General features: G+C 70.9%; 21 protein-coding genes, 1 tRNA gene and 1 pseudogene. 12 read left to right on the forward strand and 11 right to left on the reverse strand.

Translation table 11 applies throughout. The features are described from left to right. The first annotated feature begins 167 nt into the window (after nucleotides 1-167). Nucleotides 168-566 (forward strand): MarR family winged helix-turn-helix transcriptional regulator, encoded by a 399-nt coding sequence (locus IH26_RS64620; protein ID WP_425394402.1) that lies wholly within the window; start codon nucleotides 168-170, stop codon nucleotides 564-566. Continuing rightward, nucleotides 472-1173 carry a maleylpyruvate isomerase family mycothiol-dependent enzyme gene (locus tag IH26_RS0126785; RefSeq protein ID WP_245665526.1) on the forward strand — a complete coding sequence of 234 codons (702 nt, stop codon included), beginning with the start codon at nucleotides 472-474 and terminating at the stop codon, nucleotides 1171-1173. The genes IH26_RS64620 and IH26_RS0126785 overlap by 95 nt, the downstream gene beginning before the upstream one ends. A 520-nt stretch (nucleotides 1174-1693) precedes the next feature. Here IH26_RS0126785 and IH26_RS56155 read toward each other — a convergent pair. Further along, nucleotides 1694-3178, reverse strand: coding sequence for a hypothetical protein (locus IH26_RS56155; protein WP_157437414.1), 1485 nt, complete (start codon nucleotides 3176-3178; stop codon nucleotides 1694-1696). Nucleotides 3179-3368: 190 nt separating this feature from the next. Between IH26_RS56155 and IH26_RS62250 the strand changes: the two genes are divergently transcribed. Next, on the forward strand, nucleotides 3369-4292 hold the full coding sequence (locus IH26_RS62250) for a class I SAM-dependent methyltransferase (RefSeq protein ID WP_211268754.1): 924 nt from the start codon (nucleotides 3369-3371) through the stop codon (nucleotides 4290-4292). 373 nt (nucleotides 4293-4665) lie between these two features. Here IH26_RS62250 and IH26_RS0126800 read toward each other — a convergent pair whose 3' ends face one another. Further along, the gene (locus IH26_RS0126800; RefSeq protein WP_030439009.1) at nucleotides 4666-5358 is read right to left on the reverse strand and encodes a hypothetical protein; all 693 of its coding nucleotides are present in this window, start codon (nucleotides 5356-5358) and stop codon (nucleotides 4666-4668) included. A 113-nt stretch (nucleotides 5359-5471) separates the two neighbouring features. After that, entirely contained in the window at nucleotides 5472-6131 is a 660-nt protein-coding gene (locus IH26_RS0126805; RefSeq protein WP_030439010.1) for an RICIN domain-containing protein, read from the reverse strand. Nucleotides 6132-6738: 607 nt separating this feature from the next. Between IH26_RS0126805 and IH26_RS0126810 the strand changes: the two genes are divergently transcribed. Both IH26_RS0126810 and IH26_RS64625 read left to right on the forward strand, forming a co-directional pair. Next, a complete protein-coding gene (locus IH26_RS0126810) occupies nucleotides 6739-9864 on the forward strand; it encodes an AfsR/SARP family transcriptional regulator (RefSeq protein ID WP_157437415.1) in 3126 nt (1041 codons plus the stop codon). Nucleotides 9865-9918: 54 nt separating this feature from the next. Next, nucleotides 9919-10227 (forward strand): annotated as a pseudogene (locus tag IH26_RS64625) (hypothetical protein); the annotation flags it as partial. A 105-nt stretch (nucleotides 10228-10332) separates the two neighbouring features. Here the strand turns inward: IH26_RS64625 and IH26_RS0126815 are convergent. From IH26_RS0126815 to IH26_RS0126830, 3 genes are all read right to left on the reverse strand, one after another. Then, nucleotides 10333-11139: a dienelactone hydrolase family protein gene (locus tag IH26_RS0126815; RefSeq protein WP_157437416.1), complete on the reverse strand. Its 807-nt coding sequence runs from the start codon at nucleotides 11137-11139 to the stop codon at nucleotides 10333-10335. A gap of 709 nt (nucleotides 11140-11848) precedes the next feature. Beyond that, nucleotides 11849-15163 carry an AfsR/SARP family transcriptional regulator gene (locus IH26_RS0126825; RefSeq protein ID WP_051808530.1) on the reverse strand — a complete coding sequence of 1105 codons (3315 nt, stop codon included), beginning with the start codon at nucleotides 15161-15163 and terminating at the stop codon, nucleotides 11849-11851. Nucleotides 15164-15205: 42 nt separating this feature from the next. After that, nucleotides 15206-15859 (reverse strand): TIGR03619 family F420-dependent LLM class oxidoreductase, encoded by a 654-nt coding sequence (locus tag IH26_RS0126830; protein ID WP_084599088.1) that lies wholly within the window; start codon nucleotides 15857-15859, stop codon nucleotides 15206-15208. A gap of 158 nt (nucleotides 15860-16017) precedes the next feature. Here IH26_RS0126830 and IH26_RS0126835 point away from each other — a divergent pair, with 158 nt between their 5' ends. Next, complete coding sequence (locus IH26_RS0126835) at nucleotides 16018-16695, forward strand: hypothetical protein (RefSeq protein ID WP_157437417.1); 678 nt, start codon at nucleotides 16018-16020, stop codon at nucleotides 16693-16695. A 188-nt stretch (nucleotides 16696-16883) separates the two neighbouring features. Here IH26_RS0126835 and IH26_RS0126840 read toward each other — a convergent pair. Both IH26_RS0126840 and IH26_RS0126845 read right to left on the reverse strand, forming a co-directional pair. Next, nucleotides 16884-16955: transfer RNA gene (locus IH26_RS0126840), tRNA-Val, on the reverse strand. A 52-nt stretch (nucleotides 16956-17007) separates the two neighbouring features. After that, on the reverse strand, nucleotides 17008-17400 hold the full coding sequence (locus tag IH26_RS0126845; RefSeq protein WP_030439017.1) for a PGPGW domain-containing protein: 393 nt from the start codon (nucleotides 17398-17400) through the stop codon (nucleotides 17008-17010). A gap of 276 nt (nucleotides 17401-17676) precedes the next feature. On the opposite strand from IH26_RS0126845, the gene IH26_RS0126850 reads away from it, so the two are divergent. From IH26_RS0126850 to IH26_RS58305, 4 genes are all read left to right on the forward strand, one after another. Further along, on the forward strand, nucleotides 17677-18108 hold the full coding sequence (locus IH26_RS0126850) for an SsgA family sporulation/cell division regulator (protein ID WP_020514863.1): 432 nt from the start codon (nucleotides 17677-17679) through the stop codon (nucleotides 18106-18108). Between the two features lie 195 nt (nucleotides 18109-18303). Further along, nucleotides 18304-19164: a helix-turn-helix transcriptional regulator gene (locus tag IH26_RS0126855; protein WP_030439018.1), complete on the forward strand. Its 861-nt coding sequence runs from the start codon at nucleotides 18304-18306 to the stop codon at nucleotides 19162-19164. A 65-nt stretch (nucleotides 19165-19229) separates the two neighbouring features. Beyond that, complete coding sequence (locus tag IH26_RS0126860; protein WP_030439019.1) at nucleotides 19230-19685, forward strand: RrF2 family transcriptional regulator; 456 nt, start codon at nucleotides 19230-19232, stop codon at nucleotides 19683-19685. A gap of 37 nt (nucleotides 19686-19722) precedes the next feature. Then, the gene (locus IH26_RS58305; protein ID WP_084599089.1) at nucleotides 19723-19896 is read left to right on the forward strand and encodes a DUF4236 domain-containing protein; all 174 of its coding nucleotides are present in this window, start codon (nucleotides 19723-19725) and stop codon (nucleotides 19894-19896) included. Here IH26_RS58305 and IH26_RS0126870 read toward each other — a convergent pair. After that, nucleotides 19893-20774, reverse strand: coding sequence for a hypothetical protein (locus tag IH26_RS0126870; RefSeq protein ID WP_425394400.1), 882 nt, complete (start codon nucleotides 20772-20774; stop codon nucleotides 19893-19895). The two genes, IH26_RS58305 and IH26_RS0126870, sit on opposite strands and share 4 nt — an antisense overlap. 106 nt (nucleotides 20775-20880) lie before the next feature. Here IH26_RS0126870 and IH26_RS0126875 point away from each other — a divergent pair, with 106 nt between their 5' ends. Continuing rightward, complete coding sequence (locus IH26_RS0126875) at nucleotides 20881-22419, forward strand: fibronectin type III domain-containing protein (RefSeq protein WP_030439021.1); 1539 nt, start codon at nucleotides 20881-20883, stop codon at nucleotides 22417-22419. Nucleotides 22420-22518: 99 nt separating this feature from the next. Continuing rightward, nucleotides 22519-24093: a GGDEF domain-containing protein gene (locus IH26_RS0126880; protein WP_030439022.1), complete on the forward strand. Its 1575-nt coding sequence runs from the start codon at nucleotides 22519-22521 to the stop codon at nucleotides 24091-24093. A gap of 2 nt (nucleotides 24094-24095) precedes the next feature. Here IH26_RS0126880 and IH26_RS0126885 read toward each other — a convergent pair whose 3' ends face one another. Then, on the reverse strand, nucleotides 24096-25274 hold the full coding sequence (locus IH26_RS0126885; RefSeq protein ID WP_030439023.1) for a PP2C family protein-serine/threonine phosphatase: 1179 nt from the start codon (nucleotides 25272-25274) through the stop codon (nucleotides 24096-24098). 17 nt (nucleotides 25275-25291) lie between these two features. After that, a complete protein-coding gene (locus IH26_RS0126890; protein ID WP_245665528.1) occupies nucleotides 25292-26272 on the reverse strand; it encodes a YihY/virulence factor BrkB family protein in 981 nt (326 codons plus the stop codon). Nucleotides 26273-26286 lie beyond the last annotated feature (14 nt).

Here is a 26286-nt window from a genome sequence, read left to right on the forward strand (position 1 = left end):
GGATGGACGCGAGCTGGCGGCGACGGCCCACACATGACATCATTGTTGTCATGTCGCGAGATCGGGGTGCCCGGCTCTACGAGGTGCTCCAGCAGGTCCGGCCGCTCGTACTCAACTCTGCCCGGGTGGTTGAGGAGTTGCTGAAGCCGTCGGGCCTGACCGTAGGAATGCGAGCCGTCCTCGAAGTGCTCGCCCAACACGGCCCCGCCACCGTCCCCGCCATCGGCGAACGCTTGGACCTGGCACGGCAGGGCGTGCAGCGTCACATCAACGATCTGATCGAGCGCGGCCACGTCGAGAGCCGCACCAATCCCGAGCACCGGCGATCGGTCCTCATCACCCTCACCGAAACCGGCTCGGACCTGATCAACAGAGTCGGCGAGGAAGAACGGCAACACCTGTCGCAGATGGCCCAGGACTGCACCGATCAGGAAATCGCCGCCGCGGTCAAGGTTCTGCAGGCCCTGAACCGTGACGTACGCCGGCGAGCACTTCATCTTCACCATCGTCACAGGGGAGACGCACATGGTCAGCGAGTCCGAGATCTACACCTGGACCAGCCGTAATCGGTCGATGATCGCGGACGTTCTCGCATCGCTCGACAACGCCGACTGGGACGCGCCGACACTGTGTACCGGATGGACCGTACGTCACATGGCTGCGCACCTCGTTCAGCCCATGCTCGTCAGTTTTCCACGGTTCTTCCTTGTCGCGATGCGCTACCGCGGTAACACCGACAGGACGGTCGACCACTTCACCCGGCGACTCGCCCGAATTCCCCCGCCACAGCTCATCACCCTCCTGCGGGAACACGCCGCCGACAACGTGAGCCCGGCACGAGTCGGCCCGATGGGACCGTTCGCCGAGACCTGCATCCACCTGCGTGACATCGCCAGACCACTGAGCTTGACCGTCGACGTGCCGATCGAGCACTGGCGCACCCTGATGGACTACCTCGTCTCACCCGCAGCCGCCCCCGCACTCACCCCTGCCGGCCGGCTCCGCGGGATCACCATGGCAGCCACGGATACCGACTGGATCTCCGGACGCGGCCCTGAGGTACGCGGCACCATCGAAGCCCTCGCGATGGCCGCCACCGGGCGACTCGCCGCCGTCGCCGACCTCCGAGGACCTGGCCTGCACCCACTCGAGAGCCGCCTCGCCGCGCATTGATCCGCCGCCAACCGCCCGCTACCGAGCGTCATGGCTGGCCCTGCTAGCGGCCGGCGCATCTCAGTGGCGCACCATGCCGCCCGCTACGCGCGGGTGGGTGTTATCGGCCGGTCTGCTTGATGAGTACGGCGACGAGTCTGGCCGGCCCTTCGGCCCCGTGGGGGTCGGCCGCCGGCCAACGAGTCATCAGTAGCGTCGCCCGGTCCAGCACCACGCCTTCGCGGGCGAGCACGAAGTACAGCGCGAGCGCCGCCGATCGGGCGTTGCCGTCGGCGAACGGGTGAAAGTGCAGACGTCGACGTACACCCGCGCGGCCCTCGACGGGAGAGGTACGGCCGGGTCGGTGGCCTTGGCAAGACATGCCTCGAACGCCTGCGGCAACTCATCGCGGTACGAGCAGACGGCCAGGCCACCAATCAGCCGCTCGCCATGACCGGATATCCGGATCCAGCCGCGCTTCGATATTGCGCGCAGAGCTCTGCTACACCCGCACGACCCTACGAGCAATACTGCCCGACGCTCATCTTGCGGGCGGCATGTGAATCATGACCTTCACGCTGGTGTCTGTTGCTCGCGAAGGCGGTACTCGAACATGAAAAACGCGGCCTGGCGCGTCCCGGACAATATACAGCCACTGGCCACTGTGGCCTTGCATTGCCGTGTAGCGAAGCGTCTCCGGTTCCGGAGCGTCTACGTCGATGAGTGCGCACCGAACACTGATCGCCTCGCATGCCAATGCAAATGCTTCCTGTTCCGAGATCCACGCTTCGGACGGCGGCAGTGGCGCTGCGTTCTGATCGCCATTGTCGCGATGCCGACGGTGACGCGTGCCCTTCGCCAGTAGCTTCTTCACGCCGTCGTAGGCTGAGTTTCCGATAACTCCACCGATGACGGTCAGCACTGCCCACTGACCGGCGAGCTCTATCGCAGGGGCGAGATGGATCGCTGGGGGTTCTTCAATGCCTCCCGGTGTTTCCGTTGTGATCCCGAACTGCTGCAGAGCGTTCGTGATCAGGTTCGCGGCGGCAACATTGTCGGCCGCCAACATCAGCAGTCCGTCGACGTCGCCCAGCCGGGTAAGGACGGCGACGAGTTGCCGGGCGGCGTGCTGGTCGCCGGTCGCTGCCGCGGCTCGCAGGCCGTCGACGTCGACGTCGCCAAGTTGTACCAGTAGAGCAACCAACTGGGTGGCCGCATAGTTGCTGCCGCCCGCTGCCAGCGCACGGAGACCATCGACGTCTTGCCGGGACCCCAGCGCGTCGGCCAGCCGGTTGACGGCGGCCGGATTTCCGCCGTCGACCAGCGCCCGCAGGCCGACCACGTCACCGCGGCGAGCGAACAGCTCGGCCCATCGCGTCTCAACCTCCGAATTGTCGGTGGCCGTCGCTCTTCTCAACTCTTCAAGATCGTTTAGCCATTCGGCGGCGTTCTCGTCGCCGGCCTCGGCCAGAGTCCGCAGACCGACGGTGTCGCCGAGTCGTCCGAGTACGTCGGCCAACTGTTGCGCGGCATAGTAGTTGCCGCCATCCGCCAACGCGCGTAGCCCCTCAACATCTCCCCTGAAGCCCAGTAGCTCGGCGAGTCGCCAGGCCGCATCGCTGTCGCCGGCCTCAGCCAGGACCTGCAGCGCTGCGACATCACCCTCGCGAGCGAGCACCTCCGCTTGCCGCCATTTGGCCTGCACGTCGCCGCGAGCAGCGAGAGCGCGCAGCTCGGCGATCTCATTCCGACGGGCCAGTACTTCCGCCAGCCGCCAGGCGACGTACTCGTGACCACCATCGGCCAAGGCTCGCAGGCCTTCGATATCGCCACTATCGCCCAGCACATCGGCCAGGCATATCAAGGCAGGCTCGGATCCTTGGTCGGCCATGTGTCGCAGCACGGGGATTGCTTCATTCGTACTGCCCAACCGGGCAACAACGGTTGCCAACCCGATCGCGTCGGGCAGGATCACCTCGGGCGGTAATCGATCAGGAACCGGTCGCGCCGCCGAGGTCATCGTCATTCCCCTCTCGTTGCAGGCCGAATTCGCATCAACGAATGCCCCCGCTGTTCCAGCTTGCCAGTAGTCCGCCACCTGATCGAGCCCGATCGAACAGCCGCTGCCCACCGGTCGGCACGGGCCGGGCCGCGCACACGCCTGCGCAGGCGTCAGGCCGTCTGGCCGGGCCGAGCGGTAGAGGTGCACACGGGCGATGGGCTCGGCGGCGCGGGTAGCGCTCGGCCTCAACGATGGCAGGATCAAGACGAACGCGGCCGGGGGCGGCCCAGCTTCGCATTCGCCCCGCAGGCGACGAGTGCGTGCGGATGTCGTGCCGGCTGATCCGTGGCACATGGACGCGAGTGGGGCCTTCACGATCAACGACTGGTCGATCGTTCCGCCTCAGGTCTCGCGTGGCGATCGATCCGAGTTCGTCGCGGTCCGTTGCGATCGCCTCGACGCTGCCAGGGGACTCTGGTGCCACGAGTGCCCGTCAGATCGGGTGCACGGATCTGCAGCGGACAATGTGCGCCTGCTCGATTGCTTCGTCACCAGCGCGGGGCTCGACTCGTTCGCGTGGCGGCGACCGGATCTGCTCAGCCCGCTGACCGTGTTCGAGGTCGATCACGCTGCCTCCCAGGTATGGAAGCTCGAGCGGGTCAGAGACCTCGGCCTGCCGATCAATGCCTCACAGGCATTCGTTCCGGTCGATTCCGGGGCCAACTCGGTTCAGGAGGTTCTGGGCACGGCGAGCTTCGACTGGGCGCGGCCGGCGATGTTCTGCTGGACGGGCGTCGCCCCGTTACCCCCACCGACGGCACAGGCGATCGAGTCGACGTTGCACACGATCGCGGCGGCTGCCCCCGGTCTGACGACGGCGGCACCCGCCACCGGTCGTGAGCCGACCGGTGGCGGGCAGGCAGACCGGCGTGGTGGCCGGCAGCCTCGTTACGAGACCGCCGCCACGCCGATCGCTTCCAGGATCAACGCGCCGGTGGCGACGTCGATCACGTCGGTGTACACGTTGCCGACCACGACCGGGCGTCCCGGCGGGGTGTCCTCGGTCATCCTGCCGTGCACGGTGACAACCCACACCAGCCGGTTCGGAGCGATGTCCGGGTCGGGCCCGATCCGCTGAGCGGTGTCGAAGGCGCTGATCGTCATCTGCTGGGCGGCGGTGGGAAGCGCCGCGGCCTCTGCGGTCCTGAGCTTGCCGCCCGCCGGGTTCTCCGCATGGGACCGGGCCTTGGTCAAGGCTTGCGGCCGAGTCACCCACGTCGATCGCGGCGGCAACGACGGATTTGCCGGTGCAAACGCTGCCGCCCGAGCCGCCCGGACCGCGGCGTTGCACTGAGTAGTCCCGGCGCACGGTTGGTGGCGTACGTGGGCGGAGGCTTTCCGCACCGGCGTTCCGGCAACCGATGCGGTGGCACTCGTCCAGACGATGCCCGTGGCCAGCCCGATCGTCGCCAACGAGAGGAACCACCAGCGGCGTCGCGCCCTCGCCGACGTCACGGAGCGTGCTTCTGCCATGAGAATTCCCCATTCCGGTAATGGATGCCTTCGAATCCGCAGCCCGAATCGATCTCGTTGGGGTGATTCCACGCGGGGGAGAAATAGCCGTTGCTGTTGGCTACCTCGGTATAGATGTCGAAGTTGTCGGCCCAGCCGGCACCGGTGACGCACGTTGTGTTCTGATATTCGCCACCGGCTTGCTCCTCTTTTCCGGAGGAACTTCCGGTCGCCTGACCGTAGCCGATGTAGTTGCCGTTGAAGTAGACGTACCAGGTCGGCCCCGAGGTGTGATCGAACTCGAAATCATCCCAGTTGCCGGTTGATGTCGTGCTCTCGATGATGTGTCGATACTCGGCGGTGCCCTTGGAGTTGGTGTCCGCCCAGAACGCGTCGTACGCCAGGCAGCTGCAGCCTCCGGACCACGATCCGGAGTCGTTGCCGTCGCGCAGTCCGGCTTCCACCCAGGCGCCGCTCGGCATCAGCAGCCACGTCTCGCTGTTGATGTGCGCGTTGCTGTCGCCGTACCCGGTCCCGATACTCAGATAGTTCTCCTGGATTTCCGACCACATTCCGATCAGGCCGGAGGCGGTGTAGAAGGCTTGTGAGTAACAGTGCGGCGACTCGCAGTTGCGGTTTGCGTAGGCCGGGGGTGCCAGTGTCTGAAGCCCCGCCAAGGCGAGCAGGACCACGCCAATTATCGTCGGCCGCCGTCGCAACCGACCGACCCTCGCAGATCTTCGCATTCATCCTCCCGGTATTCGACTCGAGCCGAGCCGGCCGGCAACGGTGGGCCGAACGGTCATCAGTAGGGACCGCCGTAGAACCATTGCTGGTTGAACTTTCCGGAGACGCAGCCCCACAACGCGATCGGATCGCCTTTGCCGATGCCGGACTGGTTGGCATCGGCGCACTTGCCGTTCCAGTGGCTCTGCAGCGAATAGTCCGAATTGGTGTTCCAGGACCACCGCTGGTCCGACTGGTTGGCGCAGTGCCACATCCAGAGCTTGTGCCCGTCAGCGTTCTGCGCCGACGGCGTCTGCAGGTCCACGTCGAGGCAGAAGTCCTCGTTCCAGAGGTTCTTCAGGTATCCGTCGGAGGTCCACTTCCAGTACTGGTTGTAGCCCTGACCGCAGGTCCACAGCTGGACCTTCGAGCCGTCGTAGAGGTGTCCGGCGCTACTGTCGGCGTCCAGGCACCACAGATAGATGGAACCGTTGCTGCGCTGTTCGATCTTCAGTTGGTAGAGGCGATCGGCGGTGGGGCCGTTCAGCGGGGCGACGACCAGCCGGACGCCGGCCGACCCGCCGGCGACGACCGTGGCTGCCCGGGTGGCACCGATCGACGCCGAGGCTGGGGAACCGACGGTGGTCAGCGCGAGTGCGCAGACCGCCGCCACCGCGACGGCGATCGCGCGCCCGGGTTTCGCCGGGCGTACGGCGGGCGATGCCTTGGCCAAGAACATCGTGAGGCTCCTTTCACGTAGCGCGGGTGTGTCCTTCAGTGACCTGACGACCGGTGTCCCGGCCGGCGACGCCATGTCGCGCAGGGGCGCGACCCAGGGCGCCGGAACGGACGACGGGCGCGTTGCCCTTGCCGTCGACGGTCCGCGGGCTCCCGCCGGGCCCGATGCTCGGCGAAACGCCCCGATCGGACGCTGCGAACTGCGACCGCGCCGGCGCCGGGTCTTGACCACCTGCACCCCGCCGTTGCCCTCCGGGTGCAGGGCCACCTGCCGGAGGTCCACCCCCGTCAGGACCTCCGGTTACCGCGGTGGAGCCGTTCGCTGCCGGCGACCGCAACGCTCCCTGCGGAGCGCCCACGGTCAGCGTCCTCCCCCCGGTCGGCCAGACCGCTGCCGTCACCCTTCGCCACCTGCGCGACCGCCATAGCCACGGAGGCGGGAAGTCGAGCGGGCCGGCGAAAAGACGTGACCGCTCCGCTACTCGTCCCATCCGATCTCCCCGGTCGGTCGATCGGAGTCAGGATGGTCGGGGCGATCCTCGTGCCGTCCTCGCGGCATCCTTCCGGACCGCCATGGGCATCGATATCGTCGAGGCGTGCAGGGGGGCGTGCTTGAGTTCAAGATGCTCGGACCGCTGGAGGTGTGGCGGGGGGACGTCCGCGTCTCGCTGCCGGGGCTTCGCGTGGAGCGGGCGTTGCTGGCTCTGCTGTTCGATGTGGACCGCACGGTCTCGCTGGGGCGGCTGATCGATGCGATCTGGGACGAGGCGCCGCCGGCGACCGCGCGCCGGCAGGTGCAGGACGTCGTCGCGCGGCTGCGGCGGTTGCTGTCCGGTCCTGGCGGCCCGCCGGCGGTGATCACCACGGAACCGGACGGCTACCGGCTCCACCTCGCGCCGCACCGCCTGGACGCCGTCCTCTTCGCCGAGCTGGTCTCCGGCGCCGGGGAACGGGCCCAGGACGGCGCCGCGGCGCTGCGGAGTGCGCTGTCCCTGTGGCGGGCGCCGTTGCTCTCCGGGACGTGCGGCGCGGCGCTCGAGCCTGCCGCCCGCTCGTGGGACGAGCGACGGCTCAGCGCGATTCAGGACTGTGTTTCTCGGGAGGCCGAGACGGGTCACACGGCGGAGGCGATCAGCGAGCTGCAGTCGCTGGTGGCTGCCTTCCCGCTGCAGGAGCAGCTCGTGGTGCTGCTGATCCGGATCATGGCGGGCGCAGGGCGCCGGGCCGAGGCGATCGAGGCCTATCTCGCGCTCCGCCGGCGGCTCGCCGAAGATCTTGGTCTCGACCCGGGACCGGAGGCCCGGCAGGCGTACGAGACATTGCTGCACGACAGCGACGGCCCGCGAACGACGCCCGCTTCCCGTAAGCCGGCGCGGTTCACCCTGCCCGCCGGCACGATGGCGTTCACCGGGCGCCGCGGCGAGCTCGATGCCATCGCCGCCGCCGCCCAGGACAGTGCGGTGGTCGCCATCCACGCCATCGACGGCATGCCCGGCGTCGGAAAAACCACGCTGGCCGTCCAGGCCGCACATCAGCTCGCCGGGCGCTTCCCGGATCGGCAGATCTTCATCGACCTGCACGCCCACGCCGCCGGCCGGCTGCCGGCCGACCCGGCCGACGCCCTGGCCGACCTGCTCACCGCGGACGGCGTCGACCCTCGCCAGCTGCCCGACAAAGTCGACGGGCGGGCCGCTCTGTGGCGCGACCGCCTTGCCGGTACCCGTACCGTCGTTGTCCTGGACAACGTGGCCAGCACCGCGCAGATCACTCCGCTGTTGCCCGGCAGCCCCGGGTGCCTGGTGCTGGTCACCTCGCGCCGCCGCCTGGCCGATCTGGCGGCCACCCACCTCTTCCTCGACATCCTTCCCGCCGCCGACGCGATAGCGATGTTCGAGCGGCTGGCTCCGCGCGCCGCCGGCCAGGCGGACGCGGTGGCCGAGATAGTGGAGGTCTGCGGCTACCTGCCGTTGGCGATAGCCATCACCGCCGGCCTCTTCGGCCGGCACACGTCCTGGACGCCGGCGCAGCTCATCACGGAGGTCCGCAAGCGCCGGTTGATCGCCACCGGCGAGTACGACACCGTCCAGGCGGCGTTCGACCTGTCCTATCACCATCTGCCCGAGCCGAGGCAGCGGTTCTTCCGCCTGCTCGGCCTGCACCCCGGCGTCGACATCGACGGCTACGCCGCAGCCGCGCTCACCGGCGTGCCGTACCAGCAAGCACTGGACGAACTGGACGCCTTGTCCAACGATCACCTGATTGAGGAACCGGTCTACCGCCGGTACGGCATGCACGTCCTCATCCGGGAGTACACCCACGCCCGGGCCACCGCCCTCGACCCGGCCGATGTCCGGGAACGGGCCGTACGGCGGCTGCTGGACTACTACCGGCACACCAGCAGCCAGGCCGACATGTACCTGACCCGGCACAGCCGACCGGCGGGCAGCGCCGCGCCGGTGCCGCCGGACTCCCCTGATCTGAGCAGCTGGGGTGAGGCGGCGGCGTGGCTGCGCACGGAGCGGCCGAACCTGCTCGCCGCGATCCGCCACGCCGCCGGCCGCCGCTGGGACCGGTACACGGTAGGGCTCACCGCGGGCGTCGCCGCCCTGCTCTACACCGACGGTCCGTGGACCTTGGCCGCCGACTTGCACCGCGCCGCCGCCGCGGCCGCCGAGCGATGCGATGACCGGCGTGGCCAGGCCGGCGCACTGTACGAGCTAGCGGCCATGCGTTGGCTGTCCGGGGACTATGCGGCCGCGGCCGACCTGCTGGAGCAGGCCCTGGGTCTGTATCGGGCGGCGGGCGACCTGCTCGGGCAGGCCAACACGCTGGACGAGTGGGGAGGCGTACGGTATCTGACCGCGGACTATCCGGGCGCGACCGACTTTCTGCGGCAGTCGCTCGAGCTGTACGAGGCCGTCGGGGACCTGCGTGGCGAGGCCTATGCCCGGCACGATCTCGGCGCCGTGCAGCACCAGTCCGGCGATTACGCCGGTGCGGATGCCCAGCTGGCGCGGGCCCTGACGCTGCACCGCGCGGCCGGCAATCCGCACGGAGAGGCCCTCACGCTGAGCGAGCTGGGCGTCGTACGGTACCTGACCGGGGATTATCCGGGTGCGACCGACCTGTCCGAGCGAGCGCTGAACCTCTACCGAACCCTCGGCAACCCGCGCGGACAGGCGATCAGCATGTACTTCCTCGGGACCGTGCGACGGCTGTCCGGGGACTGCGACGGTGCGGTCGAGTGGCTGGAGCAAGCCCTGAAGCTGCACCGGGCCATCGGCAACCGGCACGGGGTGGGAATGGCGTTGACGCAGTTGGGGGCGTCGTACTGCGGCGCCGGAGACTACCGCCGGGCCGAGGAACTCCTCCGGCAGGGGCAGCTGATCCTGCGGGAGGTCGGCGCTCCGGACGACGAGGCCGAAGCCCTGAATCACCTCGGCACCCTGCAGCGTCTCACCGCGCACCCCGGCCTGGCGCGTGCCTCGCATCAGGAGGCCCTCGCCATCGCCAACCGGATCGGGCTCCACCTGGAGGAGGCACACGGTCTGGAGGGCATCGGCCGCGCCGCCCTCGACCTCGGCGACACGGCCGACGCTCTGGCGCATCTGCGACAGGCTCTGGACATCTACACGCGGCTGGGCGTGACCGACGGCAACGCGCTCACCGCCGAGCTCGCCGTACTCACGCCGAAGGATGCCCGGCTGCGGAACGGCCTACAGGCAGGGGCATAAGGTCTGGGCCCCCGGCAAGGCTGGTACGCGTCCAAGACTCGGTCGCCGGCGTTCGTGGTCGCGGACGGTGCGCCGGCATCGGCTGATCCAGGACAGGGTGTTCCGCCACCGCCGACGAGGGCCGCCCGGGGACGGGGAAGCCGCGTACGGCTTCCTGGAGGTCCTGGTACCGTCCTGCCCGAACTCCACGCCGGTGGAATCCTGGTCGTCGACCGCGGCTCGTCGCCTCGCAACGATGCGAATGGGAACGACACCGTGTTCATGCTGACCTGGGACGACTGGGGCGGGTTCGACGACCACCAGATCACCCCGAACCTCGAACACACCCCGGACGGGATACAACTCGCCTACGGACCCCGCGTACCCCTGATCATGTTCGATGAGACCCGGTGGATCTCTTCCGCCAGCCGGTCTGACCTGCACGCCAGGGATCGGCCGCCTCCGCATGAGGTGGAGTTGATCGAGGGCTCAGTCGGTGTTGAGCCGCTGCCGCAGGAACTCGACGACCTCGTCACGGGCTGCTTTCGCCGGATGGCCCGGGACATCGCGAACCTCCTCGGTCAGCACCGAGTGGGCGTTGGTGGGAAAGCCGCCCGGATTGCCGGGCGAGGAGTCGAGCTCGATCACCCGGAAGGCATCACCCAGCCGGTCGGCGATGGTGCGGAAGCGCTCGGCCGGTACGGCTCGGTCCCGCGAGAAACGCAGGCCGAGCCCGCAGACCTCGCCGTTGGCGGCCCGCTCGGCGACGCGGTCGAACTCGGCGGAGCTCATGGTGGGGTCGGCGCGCCGGCGCCGGGAGATCGGGAACGGCGTGGCGGGCTGGCTGAGCACGGAGGCGGCCACCGCCCCGTCGACCGCGGCGGCCAGGGCAAAACCCCCGGTGAAGCACATGCCGATCACGCCGACCCCGCGGCCGGGGGTGCGGGCGGCCAGGTCGGCGGCTACGGCGCGCAGGAAGTCGGTGATCGGCCGGTGTGCGCCCACGGCGAAGGCACGGAACTCATGGGAGACACACAACCGTGCTGCCGTACGGGCGATGTAGCCGCCTGAGGCCGCGCGGCCCGGTGTCCCGAAGGGCGACGGCACGACCACCGTGAAGCCCTGCTCGACCAGGTGGTCGGCGAGCCCCAGAACGGCCGGCGTGATCCCCGGAATCTCCGGGATCAGTACCACCCCAGGACCTTCGCCACGCTCGAAGCAGTCGTAGGTCAGCCCGCCGCCGGAGAACGGCGCGCGGCTCCATCCGTCGAGAGTTCCGGTCGGCGCCTGCACCATGGCCTCAACCTACTCGGTACGGCGGCGCGACACCTCATCCCTGCTGCGGCACAGCAGCGTCACCGACCACGCCGGCCACAGGCTGCGACTTGAACCGGACCAGCCGAGCGTTCCACGAGCTCTTCGCCGACGCAGCCGGTCAATGACAGCATCGGGATCTGGCGCAGTGTCTGCGCGATGGCCAGCGGGGCCGTCACGCTGCGTGCTGTCCTGTACTGGTCCGGTGCGCTGGCACGGCGACGGCGCCTACCTGACAAGCGTGCCGCTGCTCGCGGCACCCTTCCCGGTCACCCGGATCGGTTCGGCCGCCCTGGGGGAACTGCGGCAGAGTTGCCCCGACGAGGAGGACTTCGACGACCTGCACCGACGGAGGGGGACGGCCGGTCGACGCGGCATTCACGCTCACCTACGTCGTAGACGGCAACGTGCTGGGGGACCTGCCGGCCGGCGGGTACGCCTTCGGTCGAGGGCGGACGGGCCCGTTGTCCTCCGGGCCGGCCGAACTGTGGGACAGCAGCAGTTGGCTGGCGCCGACGTTCACCCGGCTGGCTCTCGGCCGGTACCAGTCGTGCTTCCCGGCCTCACCGGCTGGGGAGGGCACGCCCTGGCCGCCGCGATGGGTGCGGGCCCGATCTACTGCGCAGTGGCGGGTTGGTGGCCGGTTGGGGCCGACCTGGCGGTGACGGTCGAGTGCTACGACATCGTCACGTCAGCCCCTGCCGAAGCCCCGCCCGAGACCGGCCTGGTCACCGCGGGGTACACGGCCTGAGGGCGCCGTCGCCCCGCGCGGCGCCGGCATCGGGGCCGGAGCCACGCCGAGGTCGGCCATCAGCAGGACATATCGGCGGTACCGGCGCCCCGCCTCTCCGTGCCGGCCCGCGTCCCGCAGCACGCCCACCAGCCGCAGGTGCGCGGTCTCGTCGTACGGGTCGTGTTCGAGGAGGCGCAGCAGGTGCTCCACCACCTCGTCCACATCGGACACCGCCAGCGCGAGGTCGGCGAGGGTGCGCAACACGTGCAGGTACCGCGCCCGGGCCCGCTCGCGCAGCGGGGCGGCCCAGTCGAGGTACGGGTCGTCGTGCAGGAAGTCACCGCGGTACCCGGTCGCCGCGTCGCGCAGGGCCTCCCGCGCGTTCGTCTCTTGTGGATGGCGCAGCGCGTGGCCCGTCGCGCTCAAGAAGTCGAGCACGTCAACCTCGAGGGCGCCGAGCCCGACGCTTGCCTTGTCGGCGCGGACGAAATGGTCGGGCGGAAAGCGCCGGCCCGGGTCGAGCACGGTGCGCACCGTGGACAGCGCGACGGACAGCCGGTTGGCCGTGCGCGCCGGTGGTTCGTCCGGCCACAACGCCTGCGCGACGCTCTCCCGCGCCACCATTCGGCCGTGCTGGGTGACGAGCAGCTTCAGCAGGTCACGGGCTTTGCGAGAGCGCCACTCCTCGACGCTTACCGGGGTGCCGTTACGCAGCAGCGCGAACCCGCCGAGCGTGCGCAGCCGCACGGACGGAGGCGCGTCGGCAGTGGCGAGCCAGCGCAGCGGTCCCGCGGCGTGCGGACCCTGGTCGACCGGTACCCCTGCGCGCCGCAGCGCCCGCTCCGCCGTGCCGCTCGGCGCACCGGCCAGGCGAGCGCGCAGGTACGCGTTGGTGAGGGTGCCCAGTTCGCTCCCGGTACCCCGCCACACGTCAGCGGCCTGGGCGAGCAGTTCGTCGCGGCGTGGTGCCGGCTCGGTCAGCGCGCACAGTTCGAGCGCCTCGGCAAGGCGGGCGCGGCGCAGCGGACGGCCCGCCGACTCGGCGGCGCCCTTGCCGTGCCGCGCCGCCTCTTCCGGTCGCCCGTGGACGAGCGCCACCCACCCGGCCGCGAGCATAGCCTCCACTTCGGACAGCCCGGGTCCATGCTCCAGCGCGGCGCGCACCAGCTCCTCGGAGCGGTCGAGATCCTCATCCACCAGTACCCGCGCCAACCCTGCCCGGGCGGGTACCGTCCCCTGCACGTCACCAGAGTCCTGGGTGTAGGTCAACGCGTGCTCGTAGCCCAGCCGCGCCCGGGCCAGCTCACCGCGTACCCGGTGGATGTCCGCGAGGCGCATCAACGGGTATGCCAGGCCGTGGCTGCCCATCTCCCGATAGCTGGCGGCGGCCGCGGTGAAGTCCGCCGCGGCCTCGGCCAGCCGGCCCAGGCCGAGGTAGGCCAGCCCCCGGTTGTGCACGGCGAGCGCCTGGAAGAAGGCGTACCCGGTGACTTCGGCCAGCCCGATCACCTCGCCGCAGGCGTCGACCGCCGCGTCCAGGCGCCCCTCCTCCAGAACCCGCGATGCCAGATTGTTCCGGATGCGCAGCAGGGCCAGGACGTCGCCGCAGCGCCGGGCGGCTCGCTCGGCCTCCCGGTAGTGGTCGAGGTTGGCCTGCTCGTCGCCGTCCATCGCGGCGACCAGCGCGGCGGAGGTGTGCGCGAGCGCGAGCGCGCCGTCGTCGGCACTGGCCGCTGCGTGTCGCAGCGCCTGCGCCGCGGCGGCACGGCACGCCTCGTGCTCCTGGCGCAGCCAGTGCACGGCCGCGGCCCAGCCGGCCAGCCGGGCCTGGTCGGCCGGGGGTGCGCCGGCATCGGCCTGCCCAGCACACAGCACGTCCAGCGCCTCAACCAGCTCGCCCCGCAGGTAGTGGATGGCGCCCATCCGCCAGGCGAGGGCGGCACCCGGCGCCGCCGTGCCGCCGGCAACGCCCGACGCCGCGGCTGCTCGGCGCAGGTCGGCCAGCGCGCCCGTCCAATCACCGCGCACCTGCCGGCACTCCCCCGACAACCGGTGCAGTCCGGCGTCCACCAGCGGCGCGGGCAGCTGCGCCACCGCGGCGGCCACGTCGGCGGGGTACCCAGCGGCGAGCGCCGCGACACCGTGCTGATGCAGGAAGGCGGCGAGGGTACCCGCGTCCAGCCCGCGCGCCACGCGCAGCGCGTCGCCGAGCCGTCCCTGCGCGACGAACCAGTCCAGGGCGGCTCGCCGCACCGGGACGGCGCCCGGCGCTGCCTCGTTTTCCGGGTGCGCCGCGCGCAACAGCGGGGGTACCGCGTACCGCCCATCCTCCAGCGGCTGCAGCAGCCCCTGGCGGACGAGGCGGCGCAACGCCGGTCCGGACAGCGCCAGGCCAGCCGCGCCGCACCATTCGGCGGCGAACGCGGGCAGCCCGGCGACCAGCGGCAGCAGGTTGCGCAGCGGTTCGGCGTACGCCTGGACGACCTCGCAGAGCACGTCGTCAGCCGGGCGACCGCCGGGGCTCGCGAGGGCCGCCAGCCAGGCCGGCCGCTCGGCGCCGGGTAGCCGGGCGAGTGCGTCGGCGAGCAGCCGCACGGCACCCGGCCAGCCGCCGGTGAGCCGGTGCACCGATCCGGCAGCGTCAACAGTGGACTCCGTACAGAGCAAGCACGCCACGAGTGCGGCGGTCTCGGCCGGCGTGAACGCCAGGTGCGCCGCGTCGAGGTCGGCGACCAGTCCCTGGCCGCGCAGCCGGCCAAGGTCGACCGGGGCGTCCGCCCGGACGGCGAGCATCAGGCGCAGCCCGGGCGGCGCCTGACGGCACAGCGACTCCAGGACGGCGGCGCCCGCGCTGCCGACCGGCAGGCGGTCGGCGTCGTCCAGGACCAAGACGCGGGTGCCAGCGCCGTCCAGCACGTCGGCCAGCCGCCCCGCCACGGCCTCCGTGGTGGCCGCCGAGCCGGCCTGCGGTCCGGGCGCGGCAAACCACAGATCGCCGGGCAGTTCGTGGCCGAGCGCGCGCAGCAGCCCGGCGACCAGGGTGGCGGGTTCCCGGTCGCTGTCGTCGACGGTGTACCACGCCGCGCCCCGCGCCCGGGCCCAGTCGGCGAGCTGCGTCGTCTTCCCGTACCCGGGTCCGGCGCAGACCAGTGTCACGGGTCGGGTGCTGGCGTCGTCGAGCCGGCGCAAGACCTGCGGCCGGTCCAGGTGCGTCGGGTCCCGGCCGGGTATGCGGCGCTTGTGCCGCGCCGCATACCCGGTTGTCTCGTCCATGCCCGCACGGTACCGAGCCGACGCACACCGTGCGAAGCTGCATCAAGCCGCCTGACTATGGGGGCACGATGAACTCCACGGGAAGGAAATCGCCCCAGCCGGTGACCCACGGCGGGCGGCGGGCCGGCTCGACCCGCCGACGTGAATCGGCAGGGTGGTCACGCCGTACGGCTTCGGGAAGCTGCACAAGGCCTCGAAATCGAAGAACTCGCCGTGGAAACTGACGCCCTCCGCGCCACCGGACCACAGCAGGCGCAGCACGTCGATCGCCTCGTCGGCGCGCCGGCCCCGGGAGCGGAAGTCGACACCCACCGCCCGCGCCTCGCCGGGCAGGCTGCCCAACCCTACGGTCAACAACCGCATCCGTCCCCTGGAGAGCAGGTCGATGGTGGCGAGGCGCTTCGCCAGCACGACCGGGTGCTGGTACGGCACCAACAGCACACCGGTACCAAGCAGAATGCGGCTGGTCGCGGCCGCGACGAAACTCAGCGCGTCGAGCGGGTCGACCAACGGCAGGTCCGGCGGCAACTCCATCGAGCCGAGCACCGCGCCGCGGTAAAGCGCCACATGCTCGGGCATGTACAGCGCCTCGAAGCCGCATGCTTCCGCGTGACGTGCATAGGCGACCATATGCTCAGGATCCACGCCGAGCGAAGCAGTACCGTAACTGATAGCGAACTTCAAACCGATCTCCATCGTCCGGCAGGTATAGGACGTCAGGGACGTTAAAGGTTGCCGTCGACGTCAAGGCAACGAAATCGGCGGGCCGGCCGGTTGGGGTGTCGACGTGCGGCTGAGTGGACCGGCTGTCCTGGATGAACGATCATCAGGGTGTGACCGGAGTAGGTGTGTGGGTGCGTCTTGCGGCGCCGCTGATGTCGGTGATGCTGGTGGCCGCGTGCGCCGGGCCGGTCACGGCCGCCGGTGGGAACGTCCTGTCCGGCTCCCAACCGGGCGCTGGTACCCGGGCCAAGGGGGCGGGAATCGTGGTCGCGGACCGTCACGGCTGGACCTCGGCCGGTCTCGGCGGCTCGGTGCCCGCCGCCGGATCGTGTCATCTGCGCAAGGCGGCCGACGGCGAGCCGCTACCCGACCCGGAGTGTACGCCGGGCGCCGTCGACCGGGCGGTCACCGACGCCGACGTGAGCTCGACGGTGTGTCGCAAGGGCGGATACACCGCGTCGGTGCGGCCGCCGGAAGCGTTGACCGAGTCGGTGAAGAAGAAGCTGCTGGCCGCGTACGGTATCCCGGCGAGCCGGATCCGTGACTACGAGCTCGACCACCTCGTCGAGCTCGCCGCCGGCGGCGCCAGCGACGTCCGTAATCTGTGGCCCGAGCCCAATACCTTCCAGCAGTTCCGGCCCAGCGAGTTCGTCCACAACGACAAGGACGCCGTCGAGGCGTACACCTTCCACGCGATCTGCGCCGGCACGGTGAGCGTGTCCGCGGTGCAGAAGGCGATGGCCACCGACTGGACGACCGCGGTGAAGGTGCTCGGCCTGCCGCCCGTCCCTGCCGACTACAAAGGCTGAACCCCGCTCACCCGACAGCCAGGGTGAACAGCTGTTACGAGGCCGAGGTCGGCGACCGGCATGGTGGCTCCACGCCCACCCGAAAAGGATCCTGTGCTCCCATTTTGCTCCCAGCGTAAGGAGCAAACAACAGAAAACCCGTTACCGGAACCTCGGCAACGGGCTATCTGAGCAGTACTAACACAAGGTGGGCGATACTGGGATCGAACCAGTGACCTCTCCGGTGTGAACGGAGCGCTCTCCCGCTGAGCTAATCGCCCTTGATGCGAAACAGACTGTACTAGACCCGACCACCCCGTAGCCAACCAGGGGTCAACTCAACCACTCCCGTGCCTTGTCGATCAGGTCCACCCCGAAGCTGACCCGCACCGAGGCCCACACCACCCCCGCCACGAACCCCAGCCCGACCACACCCAGCACTCCCCGAATCGGGACGCCCCGGCGGCCGATCCAGGTGGTCCAGGCCTTCACGTTGCGCCTGGTGAACTGGAGCAGGCTCTTCGCCCAGGCGAATTCCAGGGCCCAGATCGCCAGTCCCAGGATGACGATCGCCCACCCGGGGCCGGGGAACGGGATCAGGATGATGCCGAGGGCGATGACCAGGGAGCCGAGGGCGCCAATTCCGATCTTGAGGGCCAGTCGGCCGGTCGGGGTGGCCCTGAGCTTGTCTAAAAAACCTGGATCTTCGTCCGCTTTCGCACCCATTTCATCCCCCAGTGTCCCGGAGCCCCGTCACTACCCGGGAGGAATGGACGTTACCGGAGTAAGTCAACTGCTGGACCACCCGACGCCGGGCGGAACCGAGTACTTGGGTAGAACAGGACAAGATATCGCTTTTCGTCTTGGACCAAAGGGTTTTCGGAACCGTCTTCCCACTACTGGGTGAGATCAGCGTATGGCGGAGCGTAACGACAGGGATCACCTGAGTATGGGAAACGCGGGGTTCACCAGCCTCGCAGCGGTGCCGGGGGGAGTTCGTCCATGAGTACCATTCGTCCAACGACCGTCGAGGTCGAGACCTCGCTGCGGCTCGTAGCGCCTGACGCCACGGCTCTGCCCGTGCGCGCCAGTCTCCGTTACGACCCAGCGGACCCGTATGCGGTCCATGTGTTGTTCCACGCGGAATCAGCCGGTGGGGAAGCCGTGAGCTGGTCCTTCGCGCGTGAACTGCTCGTGACTGGGCTCGATGAGCCCGCGGGTATCGGCGACGTCCGGGTGTGGCCGTGGGCCACGCCCCGGGGGGATTTCGTCGCCTTGGCGCTGTCGTCTCCGGACGGCAACGCGCTGTTCGAAGTGCCCCGCAGTGTCCTCGTCCGGTTCCTCCGGCGCACCTATGTCGTGGTGCCGCGCGGCCGGGAATCGGAGCACCTCGACGTGGACGCTGCAGTCAACCGGCTGCTGGCCGGGAGATAACGGAGATAAGCAGCAGCAAGAAAGGACGACCCGCGCGGACACTGCCGGTCCGCGCGGGTCGTCCTTTTTGCGAGGGAAACAAGCTGCCCAACAAATGGGCAATAAACGGACATCTGGCTCGTTTTTGCGACACATTCCCGTCAACCCGCGTTTTGCCAGGTGCGCCGCTGGTCATCGACGGTTACCGTCGGCCCGATGACCTCTACCGGCACGCATCTCGCAAGCCCTCTCACCCCGCCGGGGTGGGCGGGCGTGGCGACCTGCGCGCTCGGCGACGTGGAGCCGGCCGGGCGGCCCTGGCGGCCATCCTTCCACGCTCTGCTGCTGGCCACCGGCGGCCACGGCACCGTCGAGGTCGATTTCACCGCGCAGACCTGCCGCCCGGGCACCCTCCTCTGGATCCGGCCCGGCCAGGCGCTGCGGATCGGCTCGAACGGCCTGGCCGCCTCCGTGGTCACCTTCGACGGCCGGATCGCCGACGCCACCCGTCACCTGGCCGAGAACGCCCCGGCCACCTGGCAGCTGGAGGGTGAGGACGAGGACGCGGTGATCAGCGAGTTCGCCCAGCTGTCGGTGGACTGTGAGCGGCACCGGGCCGGCCCGGTCGCCGCCGACCTGCTGCGTCACCAACTGGCCGTGCTGCTGCTACGGATCGCGCTGCTCACTCCGGACGAGGCGCCGCTCGGCGCGGAGGCTCGCACGTTCGCCCGGTTCCGCCGCCGGCTCGAGGCGGGCCACGGCCAGAGCCGGCGGGTCGAGGACTACGCCGAGGAGATGGGCTGTTCGGTACGTACGCTGACCCGGGCCAGCCTGGCGGTCACCGGCCGGACAGCCAAGCAGGTGGTCGACGACCGGGTCGCCCTGGAGGCGCGCCGGCTGCTCGCCTGCACCCCGATGTCGGTCGCCGAGGTCGGCCGGCACCTGGGCTTCCCCGAGCCGACGAACTTCGGCCGCTTCTTCCATCGCGAGGTGGGGATGAGCCCCGGCCAGTTCCGCGCCGAGATCTCGCTGAACGGCCGCCGCGGCGTACCGCAACAGCGACCGCCCGCCGACTGAGCGTAATTCCCACAACGCCGTGGGGTATGTGCGGCGGCGCCGGGCGGAGGGGGCATGATAGGTGGGTGCAGATCTCCGCGCGCGGCGACTACGCGGTCCGGGCCGCCCTCAGCTTGGCGCAGGCCTACCCGGCATTGATGTCCGCCCAGGCCATTGCCCAAGATCAGAACATGCCTCGCAAGTTCCTCGAGGCCGTGCTCGCCGACCTGCGCCGCGCCGGTGTGGTCCGGGCGCAGCGCGGCGCCGAGGGCGGCTACACGCTGTCATCGTCCCCACGGGACGTGACCATCGGCCAGATCCTGCGTGCGGTCGACGGCCCGCTGGCCGGCGTGCGCGGCCTCCGTCCGGAGGAGACACAGTACGAGGGCGCCGCCGAGAACCTGCCGAATCTCTGGGTCGCGGTGCGCGCCGCGGTCCGCGAGGTGGTCGACGAGGTGAGCCTGGCCGAGCTGATCAGCGGCCGGATGCCCGCGCACGTCCGCAAGCTGACCACCCGCCCCGACGCGTGGCAGCCCCGCTGACGTTTGTGGATTCGAGCGACCGGGAACCGAAGTGCCCATGGGCATCCTGTTCCGTAGTCGCAAGAAATTCGGCCCGCTGATCCTGAACTTCACGAAGAACGGCCTCTCCTCGTGGAGCATCAAGATCGGCCGCTGGTCGTGGAATTCACGTACCCGCGCTCACCGCGTCGATCTCCCCGGCCCACTGTCCTGGAAGCAGGACAAGAGCTAAGGCAGCGAGATCACCACGTCCCCGCCGAGCCGCCCGTGCGGCGGCCGGCGGGTGACCGCGCCCGAGTCGGCGAGCGTGTGCAGCACCCGGGTCGCGTCGGCGGCGCGATAGATCGTCTCGGTCAGCGCGAAGGTGCGCAGCTCGGTCACCGTCGCCGAGCCGACCCGCCCGAGGTGGGCCAGGATCTCCCGGCGCAGCGGGCCCGGATGCGGCGAGAGCGAGATGTCGATCAGATGCCGGTCGGGGTCGGCCGGATCCCGATACCGTACGCCGGCGAACTCGTCCACCGCCCACAGCGCCTCCTTGAACCCCTCGAGGCTCTTGCCCGACGTGGTTCCGAAGGCCAGCAACTCCCCCGGCTCGTCCCCGGTCGCCAGCTCCACCGCGGTGAACAGCGGCCAGCCCGCCCGATAAGCCTCGGCCGAAACCCCGGGCGCGAGCGCCAGCAGCACCTCCGCCGGCTTCCCGGCCGTCAGGGCCGCCACGGTGGCCGGGCTGGGTGGCTCACTCGCGCTTGCCGCATCCAGAAATCCCAGCAGCGGTACGCGTTGAGCACTCGCCGCCTTGAGCGCCACCCCGAAACGCTCCTCGGTGCCGCCCGAGACCGCGTGCATGGACAGCAGGGCCAACTCCGGGATACCGGCGAGCCGGTCGGCCACCGGGGTCACGTCGTCGCCCACCAGCAGCATGGTCAGCTCCCGCCCGCGTACGAAATCGGTCTGTTCGGCCAGCACCCGCGCGGCGGCCTCGGCCGACGCACCGGATTGCGCATCGGCGTAGCCGTGCGCGTAGATCACCCGGCGGGCCCGGTGCAGCGCGGCGGGGGCCCACGCCTCCAGGTGCCGGACCAGCAGTTCCCGCTTCACCGTGGCAATCAAGGCAGTGCCCTCCGACGACGACATACATGAGTTCTACATTGTTCTGGACGGTCCATGGGCCCGTCAGGGTTGTACGTACGGTGTTCAACCGAGCACTATGGGACACATGTCAGCGGTTGCCGTCGCCGAGCTCACCCAGCGCGCCCAGAGTCTGTCGTCCGCGGGCGATCTCGCGGGCGCCCGCCGGGTGCTCGCGGGCGTGCTCGATCAGGCCGACGCCACCGACCCGGGCACCGCCGATCCCGATCTCGCGCTCGCCGCCGCGCTGCACGCCCGCATCCTGATCGCGCTTGGCGACGCGCACGGCGCCCGGCTCTGGGCCGCCTTCGCGCACGAGGCCGAGGAGCGGCTGCACGGCCCCCGCGACGAGCGCACGGTGGCCGCCGCCGCCACGCACGCCGCGGTGCTGCACCGGGTGGGTCACTTCGGGCGCGCCGCGCAGGTGTACGAGCGACTGGTCACCGACCTCACCGCGATGGACGGCCCGGATTCGCCGCGGGTGCTGGCCGCCGAGGCCGATCTGGCCACCGCCGAGCACGCGGCCGGCCACTGCACCTCGGCCCGCGCCCGGCTGACCGGCGCCTGGGTCCGCCACCGGCACCGCCACGGCGACGCCGCCCCGGCCGGGATCAAGATGCTGGCCCGGCTCGGCGCGATGGAGCGGGAGTGCGCCCGCGACGGCGAGTCGGCCGAGCACCTGGCGCTGGCCCAGGAGCTGTGCGCCCGCTACCTGCCCGCCGACCATCCGCTGGTCGGCCAGGTGGCGGCCCTCGCGGTGGCCCCGGCCACCGGCAAGCACGTCTGCGGCCGGGTCGAGCAGTCCGTCGGCCCGGGCTCGGTGCCCTTCCCGCGCCGCCCGACCGTCCCCGACCCGGAGGAAGGTGGCGATTTCCCGCCCGATGAGGCGCTGCGGCCGCCGCCGGACAACCGGCCCACCGACCCCAACGGCACGGTCTACCAACAGCCGCTCTATCTGGCCGACGTGGCGCAAGCGCCCGGCGACCTCACCGGCCGGCACGCCCGCGCCGACACCCCACCACCGATGGCCGGGCAGCGCTTCCCCGATTTCGGCCCGGACGGCCGGCCGCAGCCGATCGGCACCGCGCACGCCACCACGCTGGCCACCCCGCCCAACTCCGAGCGCCTGCTGCCGGTGCGCACCGACCAGCCGCCGCCCCGCCGCCGTCAGCCGTTCCTGCTGGTCGCGGTGCTGATCGCGGGCATCGCCGTGGCGATCGCCGTGATCGCGCTGACCCTGCCGGACGCGAACGGCGCGACCGGCGCCCAGCCGACCGTCCCGCCCACCTCCGCGGCCGCTCCCCCGGCGGCCACCACGCCGTCCGCCCAGGTCACGGCCTCGCCGACCGCGACCGGAGCGCCCGGCGCCCCCACCGCCCTCAAGCTCAAGGACAACCGGGACAGCGTGGCCCTGAGCTGGGTCTACCCGAAGGGCGCCGAGGGGCCGGTGCTGGTCTCCGGCGGCCGCACCGGGCAGCAGCTGCGGGCGTTCCAGCAGCTCCCGGCTGGGACGACCGACTACATCGTGTACGGACTGAACAACACGCAGAACTACTGCTTCACGGTGTCGGTGGCTTACTCGACCGATCGGATTCCCGCCTCGGCGCCGGTCTGCACCCACCGCTAGGGCCTGGGCCGCACCCGACTCGCAACCGCTCGAGACCTTTCCTGCTCCCTCGGCTCCCCAGACTGATTCGGCACACCCCCGGCAGGAAGCAGGCACGAGTTGACGACGAAGGCTGCCGAGCGAGACCACGCCCAAGTCGATGAGGCCGCGCTCGCGGCCACCCTGCTGGAGCTGGAGACCCGTGGGGTGAGCGCGTTCCGCACGGTTCGTGCCCCGGCCCTCGAGGTGCAGCGGGCGGCCCGGGAGATCGGCGACGAGGAACTCCTGCAGCGGGTCAACCTGCTGCTCGCCGACGTGATGATGCGCGAGGGGCGGGTCGGCGAGGGCGGCCGGGCGGCCCACCAGACGCTGGCCTGGAGCCGGGAGCACGACAGCCCGTACGTGCTGGCCCGCGCGCACCGCGAGCTCTCGATCTTCTACCGGCTGGTCGGCGACATCTCCGACTCGCTCACCCACGGCGTGCAGGCCCTGGCCCACCTGCCCGAGGACGTGCCCCCGAAGATCCGGGCCCGGCACCTGATGACGCTGGCCGTGGCGCTGGACGACGGCGGCTCCCCGGCCGACGGCGACCGCCGCTACCGGGAGGCGCTACGGATCGCCGAGGAGCTCGACGACCAGGACTTCGTGCTGCTCGTCCTCAACAACATGGCCTACTCCGCGTACGAGAACGGCGACGAGGCCGCCGCCCGCGCGCTGACCGACCGGATGCGGGGCGTCTCGGCGGCCACCGGTCGCCGGCTCGACGCGAACGAACTGGACACCGTGGCGCGGGTCGAGATGATGGGCGGCCGGTACGACTCGGTCGAGGTCGCGCTGGCCGGGGTGCTCGACGGCCGGGTGCTGGCCAACGAGGGCGACGCCGCCGCCGAGTGCCTGCTCACGCTGGCCGAGGCCCGCCGGCTGGCCGGCCGGCACGCGGCCGCGCAGGAGGCACTCGACCGGGCGATCCGGCAGTGCGACGCCAACGGGCTGGCCCGGCTGCGCGCCCGCGCCCGGCAGGAACAGGCCGCGCTGCACGCCGCCGCCGGCGACTACCGGGCGGCGTACGAGGAACATCTGCTCTTCCACAACGACTCGTCGGCGCTGCACTCGGCGCAGCGCGAGTCCCGGGCCCGCGCCATGCAGGCGGTCTTCGAGGCCAACGAGGCCCGCCGGGCCAGCGAGCACTTCCGCGAGATGGCCCACCGGGACGCGCTGACCGGCCTGTACAACCGGCGCTACGTCAACGAGCGGCTACCCGTCCTGCTGGGCGAGGCGGCCGTCGACCGCACCCCGATCTCGGTGGCGATCGCCGACCTCGACCACTTCAAGCGGATCAACGACACGCTCTCGCACGCCACCGGCGACACCGTGCTGCAGCGCGTCGGCGCGCTGCTGCAGGAGGCCGCCTCCGGCCCGGTCATCGCGGCCCGGATGGGCGGCGAGGAGTTCCTGCTGATCTTCCCGGGGATGGACGGCGCCGAGGCCGCCCGCCGCTGCGAACTGCTGCGGCTGCGGATCCGCACGCACGGCTGGCAGCCGGTGACCGGGGCGCTGCCGGTGACCACCAGCATCGGCGTGACCACCGCGCCGGACGGCCGGGCCACCGTCTCCGCGCTGCTCTCCCAGGCCGACCGCAACCTGTACGCCGCTAAGCGCGCCGGCCGCGACCGGGTGGTGACCGATCTGGCCTAGGCTCAGTGCCGCCACTGCAGCATGGCGGCGGTGGCGTCGTCGCGCAGCTCACCGTTCTCGTACGCGATGATGGTGTGCACCAGCCGCCGCATGACCTCCGGCGCCGGCGTCCCCCGCCCGATCGTCTCCAGCATGAAGGCGGCGAGCCGGTCCGGGCCGAAGAGCGCGCCCGTGCCGTCCCGGGCCTCGGTGATCCCGTCGGTGTAGAAGACGATCGTGTCGCCGGGCCGCAAGGCCAGTTCCGCCACCCGCGGCGCGCGATTCAGCATGTGCCCGAGCCCCAGCGGCAGCGCGGTCGGCGTGGGCAGCGCCGGCCGCAGACCGCCGTCGCGCAGGAGCAGTTCGGCCGGATGACCGGCGCTGATCCGGTGGTACTCGCCGGTGGCGGTGTCCAGTTCGGCCAGCACCGCGGTGACGAAACTGCCCGGGTACTGCGCGCGGATCCACTTGTCGATCGAGCGGTACGTGTCGGCGAGCGAAAGCCCGGACCGGCGGGCGTTGCGGTACGTGTTCAGGGTCAGCGTGGTCACCGCGCTGGCGGCGATCCCGTGGCCGACCGTGTCGAACAGGCCCACGTGCAGCCGGTTCCCGTTCGCCGCGTAGTCGAAGGCGTCGCCGCCGACGTCGTAGCAGGGCTCGAGCACCGCGGTCAGCACGGTCCCGTCGACCGCGAGCGTCAGCGGCGGCAGCTGGTTCCAGATGATCTCGGCGGCCACCTGCATGGGCAGGCGTCGCCGGGTGTGCTCGACCGCGTCGCCGTAGAAGCGCCGGCTGGCGATCAGCTCGGCCACCAGCGCGGCGATCAAGTCGAGGTCGCGGCGGTCCGCCTCGGACGGGTACGCCCGGCGGCGCATCTCCAGCACGCCCAGCCGTTCGGCGCCGTGCAACAGCGGCTGCCAGAGCCGCCCCCCGTCGCCGTCCGCGTCCGCCTGCCACGTCTCCCGGGCGGTGGTGAACGCCAGGCCGGCCGTCGTGCCCTCGACCGGGATCGCCGCGACCGTGTCCGGCGGGGTGCCGTGCAGCGGGCAGAGGCTCACCTGGCCGTAGTCGATGAGCAGCACCCCGGCCGACTCGGCGTCCAGCAGCGGCGCGGCCTGGCTGAGCACCGCGGGCAGGTCCTCGGCCTGGCCGCGGTGGCGCAGCGCGAGCAGCAGCCGGACGGCCTCCATCGGCGCGAGCATCAGACCATCATCCGGCCCTATGGACCGCGCCGCACCCCCCGGCGCTGCTCGGGGCGCGCCCGTTGCGGCGGTACCGGTCGTCCCGGCTTCCAGCTGTCCTGTTTGGCCGGTCGCCGCACGCCTACCCGCCGCGCCTCCAACTGGGCCGCGAACGCCAGCCCCAGGAAGATCGCGATGCCGGTGAGGTTCGCCCACAGCAGCAGCGCGATGATCGCGGTCAGCGGTCCGTACGTCGCGCCGAACCCGCCGCTCACCCGCACGTACGCGGCCAGCAGCAGGCTCGCCGCCCACCACAGCACCGTGGTCACCACCGCGCCGAACAGCAGCCAGGACAGGCCCGGCTGGCGGCGTCGGGGCGACCACTTGTACAGCAGGCCGACGGCGACCACGATCAGCCCGAGGCTCAGCGGCCAGCGCAGGACGTCCCAGAGCACGTGCAGGTGGCGGGCCCAGTCCAGGTGCCGCTCGGCCGACTCGTCGAACGCGTGGCCGGCCACCAGCAGCAGGAAGCCGAAGAGCGCGGGCAGCCCGGCGACGAGCGTGAGGATCGCGGCGCGGGTGTACTTCTCGAGCGCCGGGCGGTCGCGCTCCACGCCGTAGATCCGGTTGGCGCCGCGCTCGATCTGGGCCATCGCCGTGGTCAGTGCGACCAGGCCGGTGATCAGTCCGAGCGCCAGGGCGAGTTCGCCGGCGTTTCGACTGCGGGCGCTGTCCGCGAGCAGTTCGCGGACGAGCTGCTCGCTCGCGCCCGGGGTGATCGCGCCGATCGTGTCGGTGAGCACCTGGCCCGCCGTCCGGGCGCCGAGATCGGCCGCCAGCCCGGCAAAGGCGATCATGAAGGGGACCACGGCCAGGCAGAGCTGGAAGGCGAACGCGCGGGCGTGGCTGAAGCCGTCGCCGTAGCGGAACCGGATGAACGCGTCGCGCACCAGCGGCCAGCCCCCGTAGCGGCGCAGGGCGAGCAGGGCGTCGTCGGCGGAGAGTTCGTCCCCGCTCATGTCCCGCGTTTCCG

Source organism: Actinoplanes subtropicus, assembly GCF_000721705.1.
Classification (GTDB): domain Bacteria; phylum Actinomycetota; class Actinomycetes; order Mycobacteriales; family Micromonosporaceae; genus Actinoplanes; species Actinoplanes subtropicus.